At 34.5% G+C, this 23,052-nt stretch carries 30 protein-coding genes and 5 pseudogenes; 19 read left to right on the plus strand and 16 right to left on the minus strand.

What is annotated here, in order from left to right; genetic code table 11:
- Positions 1-26 precede the first annotated feature (26 nt).
- Genes AAGD29_RS09575 through AAGD29_RS09585 form a run of 3 tightly spaced genes read right to left on the minus strand, consistent with a single transcriptional unit; the run spans position 27 to position 818 of the window.
- Complete coding sequence (locus AAGD29_RS09575) at positions 27-278, minus strand: hypothetical protein (RefSeq protein WP_341757962.1); 252 nt, start codon at positions 276-278, stop codon at positions 27-29.
- Entirely contained in the window at positions 275-586 is a 312-nt protein-coding gene (locus AAGD29_RS09580) for a hypothetical protein (protein ID WP_341757963.1), read from the minus strand. The genes AAGD29_RS09575 and AAGD29_RS09580 overlap by 4 nt, the downstream gene beginning before the upstream one ends.
- A complete protein-coding gene (locus AAGD29_RS09585) occupies positions 570-818 on the minus strand; it encodes a hypothetical protein (protein WP_341757964.1) in 249 nt (82 codons plus the stop codon). The genes AAGD29_RS09580 and AAGD29_RS09585 overlap by 17 nt, the downstream gene beginning before the upstream one ends.
- A gap of 324 nt (positions 819-1,142) precedes the next feature.
- Between AAGD29_RS09585 and AAGD29_RS09590 the strand changes: the two genes are divergently transcribed.
- The 7 genes from AAGD29_RS09590 to AAGD29_RS09620 all read left to right on the plus strand — a co-directional run bounded on the left by AAGD29_RS09590 (position 1,143) and on the right by AAGD29_RS09620 (position 6,214).
- Positions 1,143-1,616, plus strand: a complete 474-nt coding sequence (locus tag AAGD29_RS09590; RefSeq protein WP_341757965.1) for a hypothetical protein — start codon at positions 1,143-1,145, stop codon at positions 1,614-1,616.
- Positions 1,613-2,002 carry an AAA family ATPase gene (locus AAGD29_RS09595; protein ID WP_341757966.1) on the plus strand — a complete coding sequence of 130 codons (390 nt, stop codon included), beginning with the start codon at positions 1,613-1,615 and terminating at the stop codon, positions 2,000-2,002. Before AAGD29_RS09590 ends, AAGD29_RS09595 begins: the two co-directional genes overlap by 4 nt.
- A 69-nt stretch (positions 2,003-2,071) precedes the next feature.
- Entirely contained in the window at positions 2,072-3,523 is a 1,452-nt protein-coding gene (locus AAGD29_RS09600) for an IS4 family transposase (RefSeq protein WP_341757292.1), read from the plus strand.
- Positions 3,524-3,547: 24 nt separating this feature from the next.
- Positions 3,548-3,994 carry an AAA family ATPase gene (locus tag AAGD29_RS09605; RefSeq protein ID WP_410521153.1) on the plus strand — a complete coding sequence of 149 codons (447 nt, stop codon included), beginning with the start codon at positions 3,548-3,550 and terminating at the stop codon, positions 3,992-3,994.
- Positions 3,995-4,069: 75 nt separating this feature from the next.
- Positions 4,070-4,603, plus strand: a complete 534-nt coding sequence (locus AAGD29_RS09610; protein WP_341757968.1) for a hypothetical protein — start codon at positions 4,070-4,072, stop codon at positions 4,601-4,603.
- Positions 4,604-4,841: 238 nt separating this feature from the next.
- Positions 4,842-5,453: a hypothetical protein gene (locus AAGD29_RS09615; protein ID WP_341757969.1), complete on the plus strand. Its 612-nt coding sequence runs from the start codon at positions 4,842-4,844 to the stop codon at positions 5,451-5,453.
- An 8-nt stretch (positions 5,454-5,461) separates the two neighbouring features.
- On the plus strand, positions 5,462-6,214 hold the full coding sequence (locus AAGD29_RS09620) for a hypothetical protein (RefSeq protein ID WP_341757970.1): 753 nt from the start codon (positions 5,462-5,464) through the stop codon (positions 6,212-6,214).
- On the opposite strand, the pseudogene AAGD29_RS10410 reads toward AAGD29_RS09620, so the two are convergent.
- A pseudogene (locus AAGD29_RS10410) lies at positions 6,180-7,145 on the minus strand (IS5 family transposase); the annotation flags it as partial. The gene AAGD29_RS09620 and the pseudogene AAGD29_RS10410 overlap by 35 nt on opposite strands.
- A 487-nt stretch (positions 7,146-7,632) precedes the next feature.
- On the opposite strand from AAGD29_RS10410, the gene AAGD29_RS09635 reads away from it, so the two are divergent.
- Positions 7,633-7,761 carry a hypothetical protein gene (locus AAGD29_RS09635; RefSeq protein ID WP_341757971.1) on the plus strand — a complete coding sequence of 43 codons (129 nt, stop codon included), beginning with the start codon at positions 7,633-7,635 and terminating at the stop codon, positions 7,759-7,761.
- 131 nt (positions 7,762-7,892) lie between these two features.
- Positions 7,893-8,204 (plus strand): hypothetical protein, encoded by a 312-nt coding sequence (locus AAGD29_RS09640; RefSeq protein WP_341757972.1) that lies wholly within the window; start codon positions 7,893-7,895, stop codon positions 8,202-8,204.
- Here the strand turns inward: AAGD29_RS09640 and AAGD29_RS09645 are convergent.
- On the minus strand, positions 8,201-9,241 hold the full coding sequence (locus AAGD29_RS09645; RefSeq protein WP_341757344.1) for an IS630 family transposase: 1,041 nt from the start codon (positions 9,239-9,241) through the stop codon (positions 8,201-8,203). The genes AAGD29_RS09640 and AAGD29_RS09645 overlap by 4 nt on opposite strands.
- Positions 9,242-9,310: 69 nt before the next feature.
- On the opposite strand from AAGD29_RS09645, the gene AAGD29_RS09650 reads away from it, so the two are divergent.
- From AAGD29_RS09650 to AAGD29_RS09665, 3 genes and pseudogenes are all read left to right on the plus strand, one after another.
- The gene (locus AAGD29_RS09650; RefSeq protein WP_341757973.1) at positions 9,311-9,586 is read left to right on the plus strand and encodes a hypothetical protein; all 276 of its coding nucleotides are present in this window, start codon (positions 9,311-9,313) and stop codon (positions 9,584-9,586) included.
- Positions 9,587-9,595: 9 nt separating this feature from the next.
- Positions 9,596-10,591, plus strand: a pseudogene (locus AAGD29_RS10415) (IS5 family transposase).
- 4 nt (positions 10,592-10,595) lie between these two features.
- Positions 10,596-10,904, plus strand: a complete 309-nt coding sequence (locus AAGD29_RS09665) for a phage major capsid protein (protein ID WP_341757974.1) — start codon at positions 10,596-10,598, stop codon at positions 10,902-10,904.
- Here the strand turns inward: AAGD29_RS09665 and AAGD29_RS09670 are convergent.
- The 6 genes from AAGD29_RS09670 to AAGD29_RS09695 form a co-directional block, all read right to left on the minus strand.
- The gene (locus tag AAGD29_RS09670; protein ID WP_341757975.1) at positions 10,876-11,247 is read right to left on the minus strand and encodes a transposase; all 372 of its coding nucleotides are present in this window, start codon (positions 11,245-11,247) and stop codon (positions 10,876-10,878) included. The genes AAGD29_RS09665 and AAGD29_RS09670 overlap by 29 nt on opposite strands.
- A 20-nt stretch (positions 11,248-11,267) precedes the next feature.
- Positions 11,268-11,648, minus strand: a complete 381-nt coding sequence (locus tag AAGD29_RS09675) for a transposase (RefSeq protein ID WP_341757976.1) — start codon at positions 11,646-11,648, stop codon at positions 11,268-11,270.
- Between the two features lie 110 nt (positions 11,649-11,758).
- Positions 11,759-11,959 carry a hypothetical protein gene (locus AAGD29_RS09680; protein WP_341757316.1) on the minus strand — a complete coding sequence of 67 codons (201 nt, stop codon included), beginning with the start codon at positions 11,957-11,959 and terminating at the stop codon, positions 11,759-11,761.
- Complete coding sequence (locus AAGD29_RS09685; protein ID WP_341757292.1) at positions 11,952-13,403, minus strand: IS4 family transposase; 1,452 nt, start codon at positions 13,401-13,403, stop codon at positions 11,952-11,954. The genes AAGD29_RS09680 and AAGD29_RS09685 overlap by 8 nt, the downstream gene beginning before the upstream one ends.
- A gap of 35 nt (positions 13,404-13,438) precedes the next feature.
- Positions 13,439-13,840, minus strand: a complete 402-nt coding sequence (locus AAGD29_RS09690) for a transposase (protein WP_341757977.1) — start codon at positions 13,838-13,840, stop codon at positions 13,439-13,441.
- A gap of 34 nt (positions 13,841-13,874) precedes the next feature.
- Positions 13,875-14,150, minus strand: a complete 276-nt coding sequence (locus tag AAGD29_RS09695; RefSeq protein ID WP_341757290.1) for a hypothetical protein — start codon at positions 14,148-14,150, stop codon at positions 13,875-13,877.
- 659 nt (positions 14,151-14,809) lie between these two features.
- Between AAGD29_RS09695 and AAGD29_RS09700 the strand changes: the two are divergent.
- The 4 genes and pseudogenes from AAGD29_RS09700 to AAGD29_RS09715 form a co-directional block, all read left to right on the plus strand.
- Positions 14,810-15,808, plus strand: a pseudogene (locus AAGD29_RS09700) (reverse transcriptase domain-containing protein); the annotation flags it as partial.
- A gap of 231 nt (positions 15,809-16,039) precedes the next feature.
- A complete protein-coding gene (locus tag AAGD29_RS09705; RefSeq protein ID WP_341757326.1) occupies positions 16,040-16,654 on the plus strand; it encodes a group II intron maturase-specific domain-containing protein in 615 nt (204 codons plus the stop codon).
- Between the two features lie 175 nt (positions 16,655-16,829).
- Complete coding sequence (locus tag AAGD29_RS09710; RefSeq protein WP_341757978.1) at positions 16,830-17,348, plus strand: IS630 family transposase; 519 nt, start codon at positions 16,830-16,832, stop codon at positions 17,346-17,348.
- 23 nt (positions 17,349-17,371) lie between these two features.
- Positions 17,372-17,569 (plus strand): annotated as a pseudogene (locus tag AAGD29_RS09715) (transposase); the annotation flags it as partial.
- A gap of 6 nt (positions 17,570-17,575) precedes the next feature.
- On the opposite strand, the gene AAGD29_RS09720 reads toward AAGD29_RS09715, so the two are convergent.
- Positions 17,576-18,616, minus strand: coding sequence for an IS630 family transposase (locus AAGD29_RS09720; protein ID WP_341757979.1), 1,041 nt, complete (start codon positions 18,614-18,616; stop codon positions 17,576-17,578).
- Positions 18,617-18,678: 62 nt separating this feature from the next.
- On the opposite strand from AAGD29_RS09720, the gene AAGD29_RS09725 reads away from it, so the two are divergent.
- Positions 18,679-18,987 carry a transposase gene (locus AAGD29_RS09725; RefSeq protein ID WP_410521212.1) on the plus strand — a complete coding sequence of 103 codons (309 nt, stop codon included), beginning with the start codon at positions 18,679-18,681 and terminating at the stop codon, positions 18,985-18,987.
- Here the strand turns inward: AAGD29_RS09725 and AAGD29_RS09730 are convergent.
- Complete coding sequence (locus tag AAGD29_RS09730) at positions 18,961-19,191, minus strand: helix-turn-helix transcriptional regulator (RefSeq protein WP_341757980.1); 231 nt, start codon at positions 19,189-19,191, stop codon at positions 18,961-18,963. The two genes, AAGD29_RS09725 and AAGD29_RS09730, sit on opposite strands and share 27 nt — an antisense overlap.
- A 27-nt stretch (positions 19,192-19,218) precedes the next feature.
- On the opposite strand from AAGD29_RS09730, the pseudogene AAGD29_RS09735 reads away from it, so the two are divergent.
- A pseudogene (locus tag AAGD29_RS09735) lies at positions 19,219-19,449 on the plus strand (MFS transporter); the annotation flags it as partial.
- Here AAGD29_RS09735 and AAGD29_RS09740 read toward each other — a convergent pair.
- On the minus strand, positions 19,438-20,538 hold the full coding sequence (locus AAGD29_RS09740) for an IS4 family transposase (RefSeq protein ID WP_341757626.1): 1,101 nt from the start codon (positions 20,536-20,538) through the stop codon (positions 19,438-19,440). The pseudogene AAGD29_RS09735 and the gene AAGD29_RS09740 sit on opposite strands and share 12 nt — an antisense overlap.
- A 115-nt stretch (positions 20,539-20,653) precedes the next feature.
- Here AAGD29_RS09740 and AAGD29_RS09745 point away from each other — a divergent pair, with 115 nt between their 5' ends.
- The gene (locus tag AAGD29_RS09745; protein ID WP_341757982.1) at positions 20,654-21,550 is read left to right on the plus strand and encodes an MFS transporter; all 897 of its coding nucleotides are present in this window, start codon (positions 20,654-20,656) and stop codon (positions 21,548-21,550) included.
- On the opposite strand, the gene AAGD29_RS09750 is transcribed toward AAGD29_RS09745, so the two are convergent.
- On the minus strand, positions 21,507-22,217 hold the full coding sequence (locus AAGD29_RS09750) for an HD domain-containing protein (RefSeq protein WP_341757983.1): 711 nt from the start codon (positions 22,215-22,217) through the stop codon (positions 21,507-21,509). The two genes, AAGD29_RS09745 and AAGD29_RS09750, sit on opposite strands and share 44 nt — an antisense overlap.
- Positions 22,214-22,438: a hypothetical protein gene (locus AAGD29_RS09755; protein ID WP_341757984.1), complete on the minus strand. Its 225-nt coding sequence runs from the start codon at positions 22,436-22,438 to the stop codon at positions 22,214-22,216. The genes AAGD29_RS09750 and AAGD29_RS09755 overlap by 4 nt, the downstream gene beginning before the upstream one ends.
- Positions 22,439-23,052 lie beyond the last annotated feature (614 nt).

Here is a 23,052-nt window from a genome sequence, read left to right on the forward strand (position 1 = left end):
ATAACTTATTATCTTTAAAAAAGAATTTAGAAAGTCAATTTTGATTTAAGTAATTCTTTCTCCTTTTCTAACCTAACTTGAATCTCTACAAATTTTTGGCAAAAATTTATAAAGTTTCTTGCTAATTTCCTTGACTCCTCCTCACTTATATCTTCATCATGAGCATTACGAATACAGTTAGCTAAACAGTTAAAAATTTCTTCTCTTGATCTTCTAGCTTTAATATTTTTATGAGGCTTTTTATCACCTAAATCAGCGTTTGGTAATCTGTTTATCATAATTCTTCTTCATTATATTTCGATAAAATTAAATCCAGCAATGCTAAGCTATCAGCTTCATTATGGTCTTCTGTAGTAAAGCCTTTGCGTTTAACTGCCTTAATTACTTCCTGTTTGGAAGCATTGCCTTTACCTATAAATTGCTTAAAACGTAAATATGGCATGCCTCCTCCTTCAAATCGCTTTAGCTTGAAAGTGACTGTACCAAAGGTAATACGACATGTTGGATCTCGTATTGCCCAGCCTAGGGTCGTGTCAAGGTCAAGTGCTAGGATAGTTTGAAGTTTACGTTTAATACCGGTAGTCATCTTGTTTTAATTCCTTTAATAATTCTTGTTCAAGAAATTCATCTGTAGCTCCGTAAAAATCATTTGGTGTTACAGCTCCTCGAGTAGTTATAAAAATCTTCATCATAATTTTTTCTCTTGGAATAGCTGCTTCATAAAGATATTTGTAAATATGGGTATGAGTTGTTTCAAATAAGCGAGCAGCTGCAGTAGGCTTTATTTTATTTACTGACATCCAAGTTGAAAGTTTCATAATCTTCTTAATTTTAATTGTAGGTTATAAAACCTAGCTAACTGTCATGTATAGAAAAATATTTTTTGTTAAATCAAAGGTTCTACATAGGAGTTTTAGAAACGTGCTGAGTCATGGACTGATTTCTAATTATGGGTACTGTAATCTAAAATTATAAATCTGTGGAAAAATGTTATTTTAAATAACTAAATTAAAGAGCTTTTTGCTTGATCTATGCTAGATATCCGGTTTAAACAAGTTATTTTTAATAACTTAAGATTGCAAAAGTTGAAATTTCAAGGAATCCTATTAAGGGCATTTTATATTTCAAATAGGAGATTAATGATGAATAAAGATAACGTTTTACACGTACCAATTGGCTCGCTAGCAAAATACCAAATACAAGATTTGTACCAGTTATTGCAGCAAGTATCAGAGCAACTTGAGCAAGCAAAAAAAACCAGAGAATGGCTTTTGTCTGCCATTAGCTTAAAGTATGGCGAACATGTTAGAGCTAAAAGGCTACGCCTTGAGAAAGATACCGGCATTATACATCTCGAGGATAATGGCTTTAAGATTAGTTGCGATGTTGTTAAGAAGGTTGAATGGGATCAGCAAAAGTTGGCAAAAATTGCTACTGATATTTTAGTTAATGGAGGTAATTTAAATGATTTCGTTGAGACCTACTACAATGTACTAGAGGCTAAGTATAACAGTTGGTCTAGCACAATTAAGAACATTTTTGAACCTGCTCGAACTTTAAAGTTGAGTAAGCCGATCTATAAACTAAACAGACTGGATCAGGAGGTAGCATTATGAGCAAGCTGCCTATTATCAGTGCCGATGAACGCTTAGCTGAAACAAGAGGTATTAAGGGATGTATTTTTGGTGGTTACGGAGTAGGTAAAACCAGTTTACTTTGGACGCTGCCAAAAAATAACACTTTATTCCTTGACCTAGAGGCAGGTGATTTAGCAGTAGAAGGTTGGCAAGGAGATACTATTAGACCTCGCACTTGGCAAGAATGTCGAGACCTTGCAGTGTTTATTGGTGGTGCTAATCCGGCGATTCATGATGGTTTTGTTTACAGTAATGCTCATTATCAGGATGTTTGCAAACGCTTTGGGGAAGCTGCAATGTTGGATAAATACCAGACTATCTTCATTGATTCCATTACTGTTGCCTTACTATTACCCACAAAATAACAATGGTGAAAAAGAAGTAAAAATAATATACTGATTTGCAATTAAAATATTACATTGTAGAGGTATAGTATGAGTCAAGAAATAATAAATAATTATTTGACCGAGGAATTTAGTGGAGCTATTTTGGGTGATAAAAGGCTGACAAATAGGTTAATAAAGATAGCTGATAATTTTGCAAATATACCTGAAAGCTCAATTAATCAAGCATGTGGAAATTGGGCAGAAACAAAAGCAGCATATCGTTTTTTTAAAAACGATAATGTTAAGGAATCAAAAATATTAGAAGCCCATATTGCTAAAGCAGTAGAAAGAATCAAAGAGCATGATAAAGTTCTTGTTATACAAGATACTAGTTATATCACATATACTAGTCATAAAAAAACTACTGGATTGGGTGTGTTATCAAGAAAAGAGGGAAAGAATGTTAAAAATATTGAATGTAAAGGTCTGATAATGCATACTGCCTTTGCGGTTGCTACCAATGGATTAGCACTTGGGTTGTTGGATCAAAAGATTCACAATAGACCAGCAGTGCCTGAAGAAATACAACAGTTAAAAAAAACTAGTCATGGTAATGCGGTACATATTAAAGATAAAGAAAGTATGAAGTGGCTTAATGCATTACAGAACACTATTAATGCAACGAATAATAGTAATACCCAAATTATAACTGTTTGTGATAGAGAAGCTGATATATATGATTTTTTTGAATTGGCACAAGCTCAGAAATCTAAAGTTTTAGTTAGAGCTGCACAGGATAGAGAAATAAATAAAAAGTCAAAATATTCCAAAAAAGATAGACAATATTTGTGGAAGGTAGTATCGGGTTTCCAGTGTGCTGGAGAAATAGCAGTTAAAGATACTAGTCAAGAAAATAAAGCTAATAGGATTAGACATTTGGAAGTTAGATTTGGAAAATTTATAATGAATCCTCCTGTAAACAATGTAAGACATAAAACAGAAACATTGCCAAATTTACCAGTATATGCCATCAATGTTATTGAGCGTCGTCCCCCTAGTGGAACAACACCATTAGAATGGATGTTACTAACCAATATAGTTATCAATAATTTTGAAGAAGCTATAGAGAAAGTAAGATGGTATTGTTTAAGATGGAGAATTGAAATTTTTCATAAAATTTTAAAATCTGGATTTAGGGTTGAACAATGTAGACTTGCAACAGGAGAAAGATTAATAAAATACTTGACAATCATGAGCATAATTGCTTGGAGAATTTTTTTTATTACTTTAATTGGCAGAACTAATCCTAATCTACCATGTAGTGTAATATTAGCTGAAGAAGAATGGCGAGTTTTGTATGTAAAGATACACAAAGCAGCTCCCCCTAATAATACAATTCCTACAATAAAAAATGCTATAATATGGGTTGCTAAATTGGGTGGGTATTTAGCAAGAAAAAATGATCTAGAGCCTGGTCCTATTGTATTGTGGAGAGGATGGCAACGGTTATTTGATCTAGTTCAAGGTTATCAATTAGCTAACTCTAATATTTGTGGGTAATAGTAAGGTACTGTTGCAGGTCGTTTGTGCTTGCAATGGTGTAAGGGGCAACCACAGGTAATTAGCGATAAAACCGGCAAAGAAGATATGCGTTCAGCCTATGGGTTGCATGGACAAGAAATGATTAGCTGGCTTACTACTTTACAGCATAGCAGAAGTAAGAATGTATGGTTTGTTGGAATTTTAGAGGAAAAATTTGATGATTTAAATCGCAAAAATTTTGCTCTGCAAATAGATGGTAGCAAAACGGCAAATGAGCTACCGGGCATAGTTGATCAAGTCATTACTATGGCAGAGCTTAAAGCACAAGATAACTCAACTTACCGAGCTTTTATTAACCATACCAACAATCCATATGGTTATCCCGCCAAAGACCGATCAGGCAAATTAGCAATGATCGAACCAGCTGACCTTGGCAAATTAATGGAAAAAATTAAATCAGGAACAAGAATAACAACAGGAGGAAAATAATTATGAGCTTTTACGATTTCAATAATATTGAACAGTTTAATTTTGAACTAATCCCAGCCGGGACTATAGCTAAGGTTGCTTTACGAATTAAGATGGGCGGATGACCTAGAGCAAGGTTGGACTTTGGGTTATGCTACTCAGAATTTAGCAAGCAAGGCTGTTTACCTTAACTGTGCATTTACAATTTTACAAGGAAAATTAGACGAAAAATATATAGGTTACAAAATATGGCAGCTAATTGGTCTTTACAGTGAGAAAAACAATAATCGTTGGGGTGCTATGGGTCGTAGTTTTATCCGCTCTATCTTAAATTCAGCTAAAGGGTTTAGTGATAAGGATAATTGTGAAGCTGCACAAACTGCTAGAAAAATTGACAGTTTTGCTGACCTTAATGGACTGGAGTTTGTGGTTAAAATAGATGTTGAAGAAGATCAGGAAGGTAATAATAGAAACGTGATCAAATGTGCCATTGGTCTAGAGCATAAGGATTATGCTGTTGTAATGGGTCTTAGTATACTGCTCGTAAATGAAGAGTTGGTAGACGAAGATCAAAATCAACAAGTGCTAGGAGTGTCCAAGCCGAGGAGCACAGCGTACATTAGTACGTGAGCACCGCAGGTCTTGGACAACAACAACGCAATTGTTGATTTTCATCGAGTATAATATACCAAGTTGGGGCTGATTATGCTGGATTTTAATAGACCAATCAATACACCTGTCAGTAATACTATTAATGAGCAGTTGAATCTATTGCTGAACCAAGCATTAACATTAGAGAGAAAAACGTTGCCAAAACGTAAGTATTTATTTAGGTGCTTCTAGCCTTGGTCATCCTTGTAGTAGAGCGTTGCAGTATGAATATCTTAGTGCTGTACATCATGAAACTTCAGGATTTAGCGGTCAAACACTTCGTATCTTTGAAGCCGGGCATTTGTTTGAAGAACTAGCGGCAAGATGGTTACGCCTAGCTGGATTTGAGCTGGTTACTGTTGATGACAACGGTAAGCAATTTGGTTTTATGGTAGCTGATACTCGAATAGCTGGGCATATCGATGGGATTATTAAGACTGCTCCTAGCGGAATCAATATTACCTGTCCTGCCTTATGGGAAGCAAAATCAATGAACAATAGAGCGTGGAAGGAAACTGCAAAAAAAGGGCTAACCTTGTCTAAACCGCTTTATGCTGCTCAGATTGCTTTGTACCAAGCTTATATGACAGAGACTATTCCTAGTATTTCAAAGAATCCATGCTTGTTTACAGCTGTTAACAAAGATAATGCAGAAATTTACCATGAATTGATACCATTTGACGGGGAACTTGCTCAAAAAATGAGTGATAAGGCAGTAAATATTATCAGGGCTATAGAAGCTGATGAATTACTGCCAAGGGCTTTTACTAGCAAGGATTATTTCGAGTGTAAAATGTGCCATTACCAAAATAAATGTTGGGGTTCATAAAGAGAACTATGTTACAACCATCAAGAGATTATATAAAAACTTACTTTTACGTAGTATTCGGCTATTTAGAAGGTTTTATACCATTGAGGTCTTTTGCTGAAAAGGGCAATAACAACAGCCGACCACCAAGTAATATGTGGATAAAGGCTGATGATGAGGTGGTAGAGCATGCTGCTAATTTTGCAAAGCTAGCTAATCAACGAAGCTCTGCTTTTTATGTTGTCCCCGGCACTGTTTCTAAAGCTGGAGTAGCTGGCAGTATTGATGTCATCCAAATGCAAACACTGCTTATCGATATTGATGAAGGTGATACTGAATGCAAACTAACTGATTTAACTGCAGCTTTAGGTGAGCCAACTATGGTTGTTGAGTCTGGAGGTACTACTGATTCAGGTCATGCCAAGCTACATATTTACTGGCAGTTAACCAAGGCAGTAATGGGCGATGATTTGCAGAAACTTCTAAAACTTAGATACCAAATTGCCCTAGCTTTCGGTGGTGACATGCATTTTAAATCAGCTCATCAACCAATTAGGGTTGCTGGCTCAGTTTACCATAAAGGGGGTCAGTATCATCTAGTTAAGATTAGGTCGTATAATCCAGTAGAATATGAAATAGAAGAGCTAATGACACATGCTAGCTATCTTCCTACATTAAATAATAATGTTGCTGTAGATGCTTTAAAACCTCCAAATAACAATAGACCTCATTCGAAACTGGTTGACGTAGTTCAAAATTATAAATGCCAGAGATCAAATTAAATCTAAGACCAAATCTTTTACGTCTATTTCGATATTTGTCAGCAATAATTTTGAACCGTTTTAGCATACCAATAACGTTTTCATTTAGAACTCTTTCTCCTGCTAACCTACGATTATTCTTTTTATCATTTTTAGTTAAAGGATTTTTCTTGCTTTTTTTCTTTGGTAATTCAGAATTATTGTGAATTTTTTGTATATACTCGATGAAAATCAACAATTGCGTTGTTGTTGTCCAAGACCTGCGGTGCTCACGTACTAATGTACGCTGTGCTCCTCGGCTTGGACACTCCTAGCACTTGTTGATTTTGATCTTCGTCTACCAACTCTTCATTTACGAGCAGTATACCTTGATATCCTGTATCAGTAATCGCTTTAACCTTAGGATGGATAAGAATTTTGGATTCCTTAAATAATCTAAAGTCATGTTTTTTACCGTTAGAAAAATCTGTACATATTACTTGGTGTGTTTTCTTGTCTACCACTATTTGAGTTTTTAGTGTATGCCTTTTCTTCTTTCCTGAATAATAGAATTTTTGTTTTTTTTGGGTCTTTCTATAGGACTCTCAGTAGCATCAATCAAGACTACTTCATAATTCATATCACTCTTCATTAGAGCTTTACGACCTGGAAGAGCAAAGTTTGGGTGTTTAACTAGGGTGTCTTCTACCCATTTAACAGCTTTATATGCTGAACTTTCACTAATCCCATAGTTCTGACCTATATGGAAATAAGTACGGTATTCTCTAAGGTATTCTAAGACCATCAGCAACTGTTCCTCCAAATTGAGCTTATTTTTACGCCCACCTTTTGATTTCTTAAGACCATCAGCTTGCCTCAAAATATCCACCATCTTTGAGAATGTTCCCTTCTTTACTCCTGTTAATCGACGAAATTTTTCATCCTCTAACTCTTTAATCTGATCGAATTTCATATTATTACTTCAAATCAGATATTTATAACACCATTCTACATCATTGTCTAGTTTCGAAAGAAGCCTAATGTAAAAGTGAAATACTATACCGACATACGGTTTTAGATCAGCTACTTAGAGAAGATCGCAGTTTTGAACTGTCTTTTTCAAGTGAAGAACCAGTAGAGAGATTTTTTGGTCTTGAGATACTTGACCACAAACCTGAAAGCGTCAAGCTGGATTGGTTAAATTCTGGCCACGCTCCCCTACTTCTTGACCATGACCCAACTAAGCAAATTGGTATTGTTGAAGCTGCTGAAATAACTAGTGATGGTAAAGCTAGGGGCAAAATAAGGTTTGGTAAGAGTAGTTTAGCTGAAGCAGCTTACCAAGACGTGCTAGATGGTATTAAAAGTAACATATCAGTGGGCTATTGCTATTTACCAAATGGCATAGTACTTGAGCAAGAGTCAAAAGGGGATAATCCTAACATTTATCGAATCAACAAATGGAAACCACTAGAAGTATCATTAGTATCAATATACTGCTCGTAAATGAAGAGTTGGTAGACGAAGATCAAAATCAACAAGTGCTAGGAGTGTCCAAGCCGAGGAACACAGCGTACATTAGTACGTGAGCACCGCAGGTCTTGGACAACGACAACGCAATTGTTGATTTTCATCGAGTATACCAACTGATCATACAGTGGGTATTGGTCGAAACCAACTAGAAATAATTGCTAATAATATGATTAATATGAGGAAAAACATGCAAAATGAAGTAATAGAAAATAGTCAACCACCGATTACCGTTAATACCGAACAAATTACTAAAGACATTAGGCAAAGTGAAGCTACTAGACTTAATGAGATATTAACTATCGGTAATAAACATAATATGCACGATATGGCGATAGAATTTATTCGTGAGGGCAAAAGCATTGATGCTTTTAGGCAGAAGGTTCTAGAAACATTGAGTAATAATCCAATTATCAACACGACTTCGCCAAAAGCAGCTATTATCGGGATGAGTACAAAGGAGGCAAGAAGCTTCTCTATTTTAAGAGCTATACTCAATTAACCTGAAGAGTTGCAGAAATGGTTAACGGTAATAGTTTGGAAATTATCGTTTATTAAGGTACGTAACCTATCTTTATAATCACCGATGTTGCTAAAAAATTTGTTTATTGCTTCCGAAAATTGTTCAAAATTATGATAAAATTTATTATTAGTTGTAATACGGTGCATAAACTTCCATAATCTCTCAATTGGGTTCAGATTTGGACTATATGGTGGCAAAAATACTAGCTCTATTTTCGTATTTACTAGGTATTCCTTGACTTTCTTGGATTTGTGGTAACTAGCATTGTCACAGATTAAATATATTCTCTCCTTGTCACTATTCTCCTCTTCTAACTTTTGTAAAAAATTAACTATCTGCTCCCCATTTATTTTGGGGTTCTCTGTACTTACTAACTGCAAATCGGCTAGGTTAATAGCACCAATCATGTGCTTTCTTTTCCAGCCACTGAATGTTGGTAAGGTTTTATCTTGGTTCTTTCTTATCCAACCACACCTTGCCCTTGCTTGATACTGAGGATGAACACCATCCATAAAATATATAGCTTCCTTATCTCTGAGATTCCCTTTTAGCAAACTGTAGTTTAACTTAAATAATTCTTGCTTGTCAAAATCCAGCTTAGCCGGTACTATTTTCGGCTTCTTGTAAACAAATCCCAGTTTGTATAGTAATTTTGTTACTCCCGTTATCGTATATGTCACACCATATTTGTTCTCAATGTGATGCATAATATCTTTCGCATAAACATAATTATTTGCTTCTAGGTGAGTCACTAATTCTGTCTTCTCACCATCACTTAATTTGCTTGCACTACCCCCATTGTCGGTATTAAGCTTATTGGCTTTTTGATAATCAACAATATGTTTTCTTATCGCTTCGTGGCTCAAGAGTAGTACCTTAGCAATCTCTACATTACTATACCCATCGTCATACATCAAAACTGCCTTAATACGATCACGTATGCGTCCGTCTCGTTCTGTCTTATGACGTTCCTTCAACTTTTCTCTTTGTTCTTCTGTCAATACATTCTTACTCATAATGTCCTAAACTTTATAATATCTCTCCTATCTTTGCAACTCTTCATTTATGAGTAGTATATTAGAGCAATGGTAACAGGCAATTGGAGTGATGCTGAGCTGGAAAAAGAAGCATCAATGGCAGTTGCTAAAAAAATTAATCGAGAGCCTTCTAGCTTTTTTGTACCTCTTGATGTCAATTTAGAACAAATAGAGCAAAGAAGTTATGTAGGCAGAACGTTGGAAAAATTATCAAATGTTGCCGGTGGTTACCTAGTTAGTACCGATTATCTAAGCAGCAATTTTATTAGGCTTCTTTCGAAACTAGACAATGATGTAGAATGGTGTTATAAATATCTGATTTGAAGTAATAATATGAAATTCGATCAGATTAAAGAGTTAGAGGATGAAAAATTTCGTCGATTAACAGGAGTAAAGAAGGGAACATTCTCAAAGATGGTGGATATTTTGAGGCAAGCTGATGGTCTTAAGAAATCAAAAGGTGGGCGTAAAAATAAGCTCAATTTGGAGGAACAGTTGCTGATGGTCTTAGAATACCTTAGAGAATACCGTACTTATTTCCATATAGGTCAGAACTATGGGATTAGTGAAAGTTCAGCATATAAAGCTGTTAAATGGGTAGAAGACACCCTAGTTAAACACCCAAACTTTGCTCTTCCAGGTCGTAAAGCTCTAATGAAGAGTGATATGAATTATGAAGTAGTCTTGATTGATGCTACTGAGAGTCCTATAGAAAGACCCAAAAAAAACAAAAATTCTATTATTCAGGAAAGAAGAAAAGGCATACACTAAAAACTCAAATAGTGGTAGACAAGAAAACACACCAAGTAATATGTACAGATTTTTCTAACGGTAAAAAACATGACTTTAGATTATTTAAGGAATCCAAAATTCTTATCCATCCTAAGGTTAAAGCGATTACTGATACAGGATATCAAGGTATACTGCTCGTAAATGAAGAGTTGGTAGACGAAGATCAAAATCAACAAGTGCTAGGAGTGTCCAAGCCGAGGAGCACAGCGTACATTAGTACGTGAGCACCGCAGGTCTTGGACAACAACAACGCAATTGTTGATTTTCATCGAGTATATACAAAAAATTCACAATAATTCTGAATTACCAAAGAAAAAAAGCAAGAAAAATCCTTTAACTAAAAATGATAAAAAGAATAATCGTAGGTTAGCAGGAGAAAGAGTTCTAAATGAAAACGTTATTGGTATGCTAAAACGGTTCAAAATTATTGCTGACAAATATCGAAATAGACGTAAAAGATTTGGTCTTAGATTTAATTTGATCTCTGGCATTTATAATTTTGAACTACGTCAACCAGTTTCGAAAGAGGTCTATTGAACTGTTGCGTAACAAAATGCTTGTTAAGCAAATGGGAGCTAAAGTAATGAGTGGCTTGCATGGCGATGTAGCAATACCAAAACAAACTGGTGGAGCTACTACTTTTTGGGTATCGGAAGGTAGAAGCCCTGAGCATAGCGAGCAAGCATTTGCCCAAGTAACACTCTCCCCTAAAAGCATTGCAGCATATACTGATTTTACCCGCAAATTAGTGCTACAATCCAGTCCTGATATAGAAAATCTAGTACGTAGTGATCTTGCTACCGTTATTGCTCTAGACACTGTTAACAAAGGTTTCGAAGATTTATTTTAATAGCAGCAAAAGCAATAAAAGGCAGGAAGGAAAGATCATCTTTTTCATAACGAAGTCCAAGACTCCTGTTTTCTTTAATCTTACCAAAAAATCTTTCTATTGCTCCTCTTAACTTATATTTTTCCTTGTCATATATAATCTCTATCTTCCTATTCTTTCTTCCGGGAATTACCGGTATATTATTTTGTGAAACAAGATTCTGACGATTTTTATTACTATCATATCCACGATCTTGAATAACACAGCACCCTACAATTCCTGCACTTAACTCTTCTGCCACAGCAATATCATTGCTATTCCCTCCTGTCAGAAATCCTTCTACTATATGCCCTTGTACTGTCATCGTAAGGTGCAGCTTCGTACTCATTCCTCCCTTGCTCTTCCCCTTGGTTTGACTCCCCCTTTTAAGCCGCCGCCATGTCGGTGCAGCTTGAATATACTGCTATCTGAGATAACTATATTAATCATTATCTTCTTGCTACACTGTAGAAGCATTAATATCTTCCACCATATTCCTCTTTCACTACCTCGTTTAAAACGTTGATAGATAGTATGCCAGCAACCATAACATTTTGGTAAATCTCTCCATGGTACGCCAGTTCTCAGCACATACATTATTGCACAAAATACTCTGTAATGACTTATTTGAACAGGTCGACCCTTCCAAATATAGTTCTTCTCTATAATTGGCTCTATTTCTTTACGGAAAAAATCAGCCTTAATAGGATATAATCGTTGATCCATATATATCTCCTTTTTAAGACCATTCTACCCTATTCTTACTTTCTTTCCTATACCTTTGTTAACAGCAATTATCTTTTATCTAAATTTTCAAAAAAATAAAAAATATTTATCTAAATAACAAAACAACGTTTTTGTTGAATAAGTTTATGGCACACTTCAAGTAGTTTACGCATGCATGCAACTATAGCAACCTTTTTAGGTTTAAAATTGTTAACAAGCCTATCATATAAAGCTTTTAAATATTGAAAACCATTCTTGACACCATTCTTCCCCGCCAATACCGCCATGTATAAAGCCTTACTATTACCCACAAATATTAGAGTTAGCTAATTGATAACCTTGAACTAGATCAAATAACCGTTGCCATCCTCTCCACAATACAATAGGACCAGGCTCTAGATCATTTTTTCTTGCTAAATACCCACCCAATTTAGCAACCCATATTATAGCATTTTTTATTGTAGGAATTGTATTATTAGGGGGAGCTGCTTTGTGTATCTTTACATACAAAACTCGCCATTCTTCTTCAGCTAATATTACACTACATGGTAGATTAGGATTAGTTCTGCCAATTAAAGTAATAAAAAAAATTCTCCAAGCAATTATGCTCATGATTGTCAAGTATTTTATTAATCTTTCTCCTGTTGCAAGTCTACATTGTTCAACCCTAAATCCAGATTTTAAAATTTTATGAAAAATTTCAATTCTCCATCTTAAACAATACCATCTTACTTTCTCTATAGCTTCTTCAAAATTATTGATAACTATATTGGTTAGTAACATCCATTCTAATGGTGTTGTTCCACTAGGGGGACGACGCTCAATAACATTGATGGCATATACTGGTAAATTTGGCAATGTTTCTGTTTTATGTCTTACATTGTTTACAGGAGGATTCATTATAAATTTTCCAAATCTAACTTCCAAATGTCTAATCCTATTAGCTTTATTTTCTTGACTAGTATCTTTAACTGCTATTTCTCCAGCACACTGGAAACCCGATACTACCTTCCACAAATATTGTCTATCTTTTTTGGAATATTTTGACTTTTTATTTATTTCTCTATCCTGTGCAGCTCTAACTAAAACTTTAGATTTCTGAGCTTGTGCCAATTCAAAAAAATCATATATATCAGCTTCTCTATCACAAACAGTTATAATTTGGGTATTACTATTATTCGTTGCATTAATAGTGTTCTGTAATGCATTAAGCCACTTCATACTTTCTTTATCTTTAATATGTACCGCATTACCATGACTAGTTTTTTTTAACTGTTGTATTTCTTCAGGCACTGCTGGTCTATTGTGAATCTTTTGATCCAACAACCCAAGTGCTAATCCATTGGTAGCAACCGCAAAGGCAGTATGCATTATCAGACCTTTACATTCAATATTTTTAACATTCTTTCCCTCTTTTCTTGATAACACACCCAATCCAGTAGTTTTTTTATGACTAGTATATGTGATATAACTAGTATCTTGTATAACAAGAACTTTATCATGCTCTTTGATTCTTTCTACTGCTTTAGCAATATGGGCTTCTAATATTTTTGATTCCTTAACATTATCGTTTTTAAAAAAACGATATGCTGCTTTTGTTTCTGCCCAATTTCCACATGCTTGATTAATTGAGCTTTCAGGTATATTTGCAAAATTATCAGCTATCTTTATTAACCTATTTGTCAGCCTTTTATCACCCAAAATAGCTCCACTAAATTCCTCGGTCAAATAATTATTTATTATTTCTTGACTCATACTATACCTCTACAATGTAATATTTTAATTGCAAATCAGTATATTATTTTTACTTCTTTTTCACCATTGTTATTTTGTGGGTAATAGTAAGTGTATAAAGCATCTCGTGGTATTTTCCTGCCACCTCTAATAAATCTTCGTCCTTGCTTATTACCACTATCACGAGCATAAGGAGCTATTCCCACAATTGCTGACAATTCGTTACTACTATAATTTTTATTTCCTAATTCAGGTAAAAAACTAATTAGTTTTTTACCTACGCATTTACCAATACCAGGCACACTCTCTAATATTTTTACCTTCTCTTTCAACTCTTCTGATTCGTCTATTACCTCATTTAATTTTTTATCAAGCTCAGCTATTTCATTCTGTAAAAATTTAATGAGTTTTTCTATACTCTCTTTATCAATGCCATCAATATACTCGATGAAAATCAATAATTGCGTTGTCGTTGTCCAAGACCTGCGGTACTCACGTACTAATGTACGCTGTGCTCCTCGGCTTGGACACTCCTAGCACTTGTTGATTTTGATCTTCGTCTACCAACTCTTCATTTACGAGCAGTATACTATGATGTAGCCTCTTCTTTTCATTGCTAAGAATTAATACTAAATCTTCTCGCCTTTGCTGATATCTCTTCAAAGTCTCTGATTCAACTTGATATAAATAATTAGCTGTAAGTTGCATCTTATCGCCATAATATGCTAATTTAAATGCGTCCTTCTTATCAGTTTTACACAAATTCACCGATTTACTAAATGAATTAAAACTATAGGTATTGACCTTATGTATCTGTTGCTTATGGGCGATGTGAGGTTATATATATGATTGTTTAACTATGAAAATTGATTAAACCTGTTGTTCTACCAACAGTAGCCTACTGGTACATGCATTGAAGTAATTCTTTGTTTGAAGCTACCAGGACAATGTACTCGGCTTTTAAAGAGAATCTAAGCTGTGAGGTAAAGATTAAACTGCAAGCATCATGTGGTTAGAGGCTAGGCTTAGATGGTATGGTTAACATATGTGAACTACTGATAAATGTCGTTACAGTCGTAAGGAGCTAAAGATGCTGATAAGCTCTGTCCAAAAGGATAAGTGATCTGGTTATTGTGCTATAGGCTCACGATACGTAGACTTTATGATCACCGGCAGAAAGGTAGAACCTAACCTATCTATGTCATATATATAGAACACAGTAAGCCTGTATTTCTTCCCGGACTGGGAAAGTAAGCCGTAAGGTAAACTGATAGGGATGCAGGTAGAGGAGAGACGGAGAAAGCGAAGGCTGTTTTGTAATGAGGCAGATAAGGGTTGTAACATTATCCTACGCGAAAGCGGGCAGACTTCCGTTATGGTCTCTTATTACGAGAGAATTTGATGAAACTTTTAAAGGAGAAAAGCAAATGGTGGTTACAAATCAAATTGTAGCTAGTGCATCTACTGACAGCAATGTGAGTTGGCACAGTATTAACTGGAGTCGATGTAACAGAGTTATTAGAAGTCATCAGATGCGTATCGTAAAAGCAATACAGGAAGGTAGATGGGGTAAAGTTAAAGCTTTACAACGACTATTAACCCATTCTTTTAGCGGCAAAGCTCTTGCAGTTAGAAGAGTGACTGAGAATCGAGGAAAAAGAACTGCGGGTGTAGATCAAGAAATTTGGCATACACCTGATCTTAAATCTCAGGCAATAATAAACTTGAGGCAACATGGTTATAATCCATCCCCTCTTAGAAGGATTTATATACCAAAGGTGAATGGTAAGAGACCACTTGGTATACCTACTATGAAAGATAGAGCTATGCAAGCTCTTTATAAGCTAGCATTAGAACCAGTTGCAGAAACAACAGCAGATAGACATTCGTATGGGTTTAGAGCAGAAAGATCAGCTGCAGATGCCATAGAACAGTGTTATATAGTCCTTTCTAGGAAATGCGCTGCTCAATGGATACTGGAAGCTGATATTGAAGGATGTTATGATAACATTAGTCATCAATGGCTTCTAGATAATATTCCAATGGATAAAACCATATTAAGAAAATGGCTAAAAGCTGGATATATGGAAGCTGGTAATATCTACCCTACTGAATCTGGCACTCCGCAAGGTGGCATCGCTTCAGCATTACTTGCGAATATGACTCTAAGTGGATTGGGTAAGTTACTAGCTGAAAAGTTTCCGATGAAAATATCCTCAAGAAAACCGGCTCATAAGATCAACTATATTATCTATGCTGATGATTTTATTATCACAGGTCGATCCAAGGAACAATTAGAGAATCTTGTTTTACCTATTGTAGAGCAATTTTTACAAGAGCGAGGATTGAAGCTATCTAGTACTAAAACCAAAATTACTCATATTGATCAAGGTTTTGATTTCTTAGGACAGAATGTACGGAAATATACTCGATGAAAATCAACAATTGCGTTGTTGTTGTCCAAGACCTGCGGTGCTCACGTACTAATGTACGCTGTGCTCCTCGGCTTGGACACTCCTAGCACTTGTTGATTTTGATCTTCGTCTACCAACTCTTCATTTACGAGCAGTATATAATGGCAAGTTTCTTATCAAGCCATCTAAAAACAACTTACAAAACGTCATAAGAAAGATAAGGAAAATTGCTAAGATAATAAGATGATCAAACAAGTTTTATTGATAACTATGCTCAACCCTATTATCAGGGGTTGGACTTTATATCATAGACATATAGTTGCTAAAGAGAGTTTCAGTAAATTAAGGCACGAGATATTTAAGATTGTATGGCGATGGTCTAAACGTCGGCATCCAAATAAGAGTAGTAACTGGGTTAAGAATAAGTATTTTAAGTTTATAAGAGGTGATGCTTGGAGATTTGCTTGTATAGCTGACAAGCCAAAATTAGGGGAAGAACCAATTATTTATAAGCTTATTGACCCAGCTAAACTACCTATTAAGCGACATGTAAAGATTTTGTCCGAAGCTAATCCATATGATAAGCAATGGGATGATTATTTTGAAAAAAGATTAAAACATAAAATGTATGAATCTTTATCAGATAACAGAAAATTATTAAGTCTATGGAATAAGCAAAAAGGTAAGTGTCCGAATTGCACGCAAATCATCACATTAGAAACAGATTGGGATATACATCATGTTATCCCAAAATCAAAAGGTGGTGATAATAGGAGCTCAAATTTGATGATGCTACACATCAATTGCCATAAACAGATCCATAATCGGAGATTCAATGTTGAAGCTGGTTCTAAATAAATTGGGCTTTAAGAGGCTTGAGCCGTATGATGCGAAAGTATCCTGTACGGTTCTTAGGGGATGGGAGAAAGGTAACTTTCTTTCATTACCCGACTCATTAAAGAAAAATAAACCTTCAACAAAATTTGATTTTAATCTACATGTTCTCAATATCCTTATCCCGAATTGACGTTATTTGGAAGCAAGTGCAGAGAAACGATCTGAATATTTAGAAAAGGTCAGTAAATATGACAAAGAGCAAATAGTATATCTTGATGAAAGTGGTATAGATAGGACTATTTGCCAAGATAGAGGTTGGGGTAAGATAGGAGAATTGTTGCTAGGACAAAAAAGTGGTAAACAGTATCAAAGAACTAATATCATAGCTGGTTTGGTAAATAATAAGCCGATAGCCCCTTTTGTGTTTAATGGAACTTGTAATACAGAACTATTTAATAATTGGGTTGAGAAGTTTTTAATTAAAGAATTAAAAGCAGGACAGGTTGTAGTACTGGATAATGCTAGTTTCCATAAATCAAAGAAGACGAAAGAATTAATAGAATCAATAGGTTGTAAGGTTATTTTTTTACCCCCATATTCACCAGACTTAAATCCAATAGAAAAATTTTGGGCTAATATGAAAAAATGGATTAAAAATAAGATAACAGAAACTAGTAAATTATTCGAAGCTATTTCTATGTTCTTTGTCACCTAATTCAATGTATTTTACTATATAGTAATAAAATATTTAAGGGGCTAGCAAAACATAGCAAATCATCGATGGGTTATTTTTATGGGTTCAAGTTACACTTAATTATTAATGAAAAAGGACAATTTATAGCATTAAAAATGACTAAAGGAAACGTTGATGATAGGATTCCAGTACCTGAGTTAACAGATGGTTTAACTGGAGTTATGTATGCAGATAAAGGATATACTCAATTAACCTGAAGAGTTGCAGAAATGGTTAACGGTAATAGTTTGGAAATTATCGTTTATTAAGGTACGTAACCTATCTTTATAATCACCGATGTTGCTAAAAAATTTGTTTATTGCTTCCGAAAATTGTTCAAAATTATGATAAAATTTATTATTAGTTGTAATACGGTGCATAAACTTCCATAATCTCTCAATTGGGTTCAGATTTGGACTATATGATGGCAAAAATACTAGCTCTATTTTCGTATTTACTAGGTATTCCTTGACTTTCTTGGATTTGTGGTAACTAGCATTGTCACAGATTAAATATATTCTCTCCTTGTCACTATTCTCCTCTTCTAACTTTTGTAAAAAATTAACTATCTGCTCCCCATTTATTTTGGGGTTCTCTGTACTTACTAACTGCAAATCGGCTAGGTTAATAGCACCAATCATGTGCTTTCTTTTCCAGCCACTGAATGTTGGTAAGGTTTTATCTTGGTTCTTTCTTATCCAACCACACCTTGCCCTTGCTTGATACTGAGGATGAACACCATCCATAAAATATATAGCTTCCTTATCTCTGAGATTCCCTTTTAGCAAACTGTAGTTTAACTTAAATAATTCTTGCTTGTCAAAATCCAGCTTAGCCGGTACTATTTTCGGCTTCTTGTAAACAAATCCCAGTTTGTATAGTAATTTTGTTACTCCCGTTATCGTATATGTCACACCATATTTGTTCTCAATGTGATGCATAATATCTTTCGCATAAACATAATTATTTGCTTCTAGGTGAGTCACTAATTCTGTCTTCTCACCATCACTTAATTTGCTTGCACTACCCCCATTGTCGGTATTAAGCTTATTGGCTTTTTGATAATCAACAATATGTTTTCTTATCGCTTCGTGGCTCAAGAGTAGTACCTTAGCAATCTCTACATTACTATACCCATCGTCATACATCAAAACTGCCTTAATACGATCACGTATGCGTCCGTCTCGTTCTGTCTTATGACGTTCCTTCAACTTTTCTCTTTGTTCTTCTGTCAATACATTCTTACTCATAATGTCCTAAACTTTATAATATCTCTCCTATCTTTGCAACTCTTCATTTATGAGTAGTATATATTAAGCAAAACTTATTCGTCAGTTTATATGAAAGAGGATTAAAAATGGTACATGGGATTAAGAAAAATATGCCAAATAAATTAATGGATTTAAAGGAGAAGATTATGCTAAGAAAACGTAATTTAATTGAAACAGTTTTTGATTATTTAAAGAACAAAATGAACCTTGAGCATACTAGACACAGATCACCTATAAATGCTTTTGTTCATATACTTTCTACACTAGTTGCCTATTCTCTTAAGAAAAATAAACCTTCTATAAATTGCAATCTCGACTTCCCTCTAAATTATAACCTTATCCCGAATTGACGTATTATATAAATCTTTAACGGTTATACCTAGTACATCGGCTACCGTTTGTAACAACTCTGCTGAAGGTTTTTTAGATATCCCCTTTAGAATATTGTATATATTATTTTTCTTTAAACCAGCTTTTCTTTCAAGTTCAGTAACTTGGTAATTACGGTCTTTAATAATTTTATCTAAATTTTTTTGTAATGTTGTATATGACATTACCCAGCTGCTTTCCTCTCCGCTTTTGCGTTCTGTTCTACTTTCATATTTAGACCAATAGGAGCTTTGATTTTTGGTAAAATTGGTGATACATGGGGTCGTAAATCTACAGTTGTTATGACCACTATTCTAATGTCAATGTCCTGTATTGTTATGACGAATATACCTGAATATAAGCAAATAGGACTTTCTGCGGCTATATTAGTTACAATTTGTCGTGCTGTTCCTCAGTACAGGACAAAGAGATTAACAAGGTGATAATCGGAGTAAAGATGGTATTATTGGCTTAATAAATTTTGTTATAACTTCCATCCATTTTTCCATCATTTCTGCAATATTCAAAAATATTCTCTGCAAGTAATCTAAGCCATACCTGAATAAGGATATAGACTTTCTACCATGTTTTTTAAGCTTTATAGGTTTGATAGAATTTTGCCATTGACCCACAACATAAGCAAAAGTAAATGCTATAGCAAGTAAACCAAGCAATTTACTAATTCTATCTAAATGTATTATATGGGTATTTTCAAAATTGAAGCCCCGCGTCTTAAGGCAAGCAAAAAGGTTTTCTATTTCCCATCTTTTTTTATATATATTTAGTGCTATATTAGGGTTATCATTGGTAGCTATGATTACTAATTCTCCTTGAGCATTACGCAATGCTGCTACAGATACTTTAGGTCCTTTATAATTCTTACCCAAATATCTTTTTCCTTTAAACAACATATATTCACCATTCTGTAACTTCTTAATTAAATGATTAGCAGTAACTAACTCATCTTCTGTTCTACCAATGGTAAGATTGGCTTTGATTCTAATATAAAATGGTATCATTTTATCGGCTAAAAACTTTAGCCATAAATCACCTATAAACTCCCGATCCCCAAGCAATGCTGACATCTTCTCTATGCCAAATATAGTAATAAACCTTTCCATTAATTGCTGACGTTCAACGTTATTAGAAGTTCCTGCTTTTGGCAACATATCCCACATAATTGGTATAGCAATGCCTTTATGGCAAATAGATAATACTAAAATATTGATGTCAAGCTTACCAAATTTCCAATTTGTCCGATCCAGCACTAGTAACCATTGTTCAGCATCAATTCCAGCCAACCTAACCAGTAACTTGGCTAAGGACGTATATGATAATTCACATTTGGCAAAAAATCTCTGTAATTTCTTATAGCGTGATTCTTGCTTATCTCCTTTTATCGTTAAGGCAAGCTGTGTAAGATTTACATCTCTCACTTGCAATAATCCTAATATTATTTGTTCTATTAATTTTATGCTTGCAAAACTATTAAAAAAGTAGTCTCCTATTAATTGTGATAACGCTGTAATCATTCTCTTGCCTCTTAAGTCTTCAATAACCTAAGTAATAGAGCTTTGGCTACGCGTTATCTACTTATTTTCTTCTCTCCTTAATCTCTTTGTCCTGTACTGAGGTGCTGTTCAAGGTATGTCATCGATAGGAGAAATAATAGGAGCAGTGCTTTACTTAACCGAACTTACAAAACCACCAATACAATATCCTGTAGTTGCTTTCATGACAGTTGCATCAGTAATTGGCACAACAGCCGCATTAGGTATGGCTTCTTTAGTAACATCTTTTGGACTAAATTGGAGAATCGCTTTTTGGATTGGTGCTATAATTGCTGTAATAGGTGGTGTTGCAAGGAATACACTTAGAGAAACACCGGAGTTTGCAGATGCACAGAAGAGGCTTTTGCAAAAATATAAAAAAGCTAATATGGATACAAAAGAATTAAAAAATGATGAGATTCTTAACCAAAAGGTCGCTAGGAAAACAACTATATATTACTTCATAATGCAATGTGCATGGCCTATATGTTTCTATTTTGCCTACATAGCATGTGGAGGAATTTTAAAGAACTCATTTGGTTATAGTGCCGCACAAGTTATTCATCAAAATTTCATCGTTTCAATATTCCACTTAATAGGCTTAATATGTGTAAGTTATTTAAGTTACAAAATATACCCTTTGAAAATTATTAAAGTTAAGTTATTTTTGTTAACTGTTTTCATTGTACTCTCTCCATATTTTCTAAACAAATCAACTGATCCATTCTATGTCTTAATAGTACAAGTATGCCTCGTGTTGTTTTCATTTGATCTAGTACCCGCTCTTCCCATATTTTTTAAGAAATTTCCCGTTTTTAAACGTTTTACCTATAATAGTATGATATACGCTATTTCAAGAGCTGGCATGTATCTTGTTACTTCTTTTGGAATGATATATTTGACAAAATATTTTGGTTCATACGGGTTACTAGTGATTATGATGCCAATACTTATAGGGTGTATACTGGGTCTAAATCATTTTCAAAAGTTATAACTTGAAGCTTGAAATGATCCTCGGAAAACATTCTACAATCTTCCTCTAAAAATGGAGTACAAGCTAAATGATTATAGCATAATTCACTTAACTCTTCTCCAACTTCGTACATATCTAGGGCTATAGCGAGGATTAAGAACTGTTTAAAAGTCTCCTCTATAATTTTCTTAATTTTCTCAGGAGACTTAGCTCCTATAGTTCGCGTATTATGAAGTCGATCAATTATCTTAATCATTAAGACATCATATTTCTTTTGTCTATATAATATTTTTACCATCTCTGCTGAGCTAATCTTGCCGTAGGGCTTGTTTCTACTTAAATCTTCTACTTGGCTAGCAACCTTATTGCCAAAAATATGGGCAATCATGGGTTCTGTAAATTCAGTGTCTTCTATTGTATCATGCAATATACTGGTAACAATAATGTCAGTGCGAGGAAGATAATCAGAGACAATATAGGCTACCTCTATTGGATGGGTGTAATAAGGTTCACCTGACTGCCTCATTTGGCTGCCATGATATTTCTTGGCATAGTAAACAGCCTTTTTTACTTCATCTAAATCTATTGGCATATTTACTCCCTGATTCATTTGATGCGGTTTCTCCATCAACCTGTAATAATATTCACAAGGTGCAAATTTTGATTGCCAGTTATTAATATCTTTCATATGGTGACAGGCTTATTACTACAAGTCATTACTTGGCGAATTAATTGACCAAGAGTGGCATGATCATAAGATCCTTTAGATTCGATAATTTCTACTACTGTTAGTCCTTCTTGTTGGCTGATAGTAATGACATCATTTCTAAGCTTAAGGTCATAAGCATTGTCACAAGCTGGATCAAAAAAAATTATTGCTTTGGAAGGTAAAGTTGTTTTATCTGTCATGATGGTATCCCCTTTATGATTAAACTTAAAGTTATCAAGTTTTAACCACCAAAGAATCTTGATAGATTACTTTGGCGATCGGGGAGTTCGAAAAACCGCCGCTAGACAGCTACGTTAGCCTTTAGGCTTAAGGTTTCCACCTTAAGCCCTGAACATAGCTAACATCCCCCCGACCATAAAAGTCGAGGATTCATCATTTAATGACTGATGCTTACCACTAACGGACTACAGGTTTCGACACCCCAAAGTAACTTTGCAGTTACTTCATTTTTAATTTTAAACTATACTCCTATAAAGTCAATAACAGTTTTTTTACTGTTAATTGTTATTTTCGTTGTCTTCCTTTTCTTTACACTGTTTTTTATCATCTACATTATTGCACGCAGAATGGTTTTGTGTTATAAGCATAGTTACCTGCGTTCTAAACAACGTTGTCAGTTTAACCAGTACTATCTAAAAGTTTAGCGACCTCAGAAGAATACTGGTGGGTACTTTGTTATTTTTACATACCTATATAACTTCAAAAAATTCCATAGGTAGTTAATTGTATTATTACTTAACTTAATAATAATACCATATTATTACAGAGTTTTGTATTTTGCAATAAATTTTAC

It is taken from the genome of Candidatus Tisiphia endosymbiont of Ditula angustiorana (assembly GCF_964026425.1).
Taxonomy (GTDB): domain Bacteria; phylum Pseudomonadota; class Alphaproteobacteria; order Rickettsiales; family Rickettsiaceae; genus Tisiphia.

Bases quoted from the DNA above. Each gene is read 5' to 3' on its own strand.
- AAGD29_RS09575 (WP_341757962.1), bottom strand. From the start codon at position 278: ATGATAAACAGATTACCAAACGCTGATTTAGGTGATAAAAAGCCTCAT.
- AAGD29_RS09580 (WP_341757963.1), bottom strand. From the start codon at position 586: ATGACTACCGGTATTAAACGTAAACTTCAAACTATCCTAGCACTTGAC.
- AAGD29_RS09585 (WP_341757964.1), bottom strand. From the start codon at position 818: ATGAAACTTTCAACTTGGATGTCAGTAAATAAAATAAAGCCTACTGCA.
- AAGD29_RS09590 (WP_341757965.1), top strand. From the start codon at position 1,143: ATGAATAAAGATAACGTTTTACACGTACCAATTGGCTCGCTAGCAAAA.
- AAGD29_RS09595 (WP_341757966.1), top strand. From the start codon at position 1,613: ATGAGCAAGCTGCCTATTATCAGTGCCGATGAACGCTTAGCTGAAACA.
- AAGD29_RS09600 (WP_341757292.1), top strand. From the start codon at position 2,072: ATGAGTCAAGAAATAATAAATAATTATTTGACCGAGGAATTTAGTGGA.
- AAGD29_RS09620 (WP_341757970.1), top strand. From the start codon at position 5,462: ATGTTACAACCATCAAGAGATTATATAAAAACTTACTTTTACGTAGTA.
- AAGD29_RS09635 (WP_341757971.1), top strand. From the start codon at position 7,633: ATGGAAACCACTAGAAGTATCATTAGTATCAATATACTGCTCGTAAAT.
- AAGD29_RS09640 (WP_341757972.1), top strand. From the start codon at position 7,893: ATGCAAAATGAAGTAATAGAAAATAGTCAACCACCGATTACCGTTAAT.
- AAGD29_RS09645 (WP_341757344.1), bottom strand. From the start codon at position 9,241: ATGAGTAAGAATGTATTGACAGAAGAACAAAGAGAAAAGTTGAAGGAA.
- AAGD29_RS09650 (WP_341757973.1), top strand. From the start codon at position 9,311: ATGGTAACAGGCAATTGGAGTGATGCTGAGCTGGAAAAAGAAGCATCA.
- AAGD29_RS09670 (WP_341757975.1), bottom strand. From the start codon at position 11,247: ATGACAGTACAAGGGCATATAGTAGAAGGATTTCTGACAGGAGGGAAT.
- AAGD29_RS09675 (WP_341757976.1), bottom strand. From the start codon at position 11,648: ATGGATCAACGATTATATCCTATTAAGGCTGATTTTTTCCGTAAAGAA.
- AAGD29_RS09685 (WP_341757292.1), bottom strand. From the start codon at position 13,403: ATGAGTCAAGAAATAATAAATAATTATTTGACCGAGGAATTTAGTGGA.
- AAGD29_RS09705 (WP_341757326.1), top strand. From the start codon at position 16,040: ATGATCAAACAAGTTTTATTGATAACTATGCTCAACCCTATTATCAGG.
- AAGD29_RS09720 (WP_341757979.1), bottom strand. From the start codon at position 18,616: ATGAGTAAGAATGTATTGACAGAAGAACAAAGAGAAAAGTTGAAGGAA.
- AAGD29_RS09730 (WP_341757980.1), bottom strand. From the start codon at position 19,191: ATGTCATATACAACATTACAAAAAAATTTAGATAAAATTATTAAAGAC.
- AAGD29_RS09740 (WP_341757626.1), bottom strand. From the start codon at position 20,538: ATGATTACAGCGTTATCACAATTAATAGGAGACTACTTTTTTAATAGT.
- AAGD29_RS09745 (WP_341757982.1), top strand. From the start codon at position 20,654: ATGTCATCGATAGGAGAAATAATAGGAGCAGTGCTTTACTTAACCGAA.
- AAGD29_RS09750 (WP_341757983.1), bottom strand. From the start codon at position 22,217: ATGAAAGATATTAATAACTGGCAATCAAAATTTGCACCTTGTGAATAT.
- AAGD29_RS09755 (WP_341757984.1), bottom strand. From the start codon at position 22,438: ATGACAGATAAAACAACTTTACCTTCCAAAGCAATAATTTTTTTTGAT.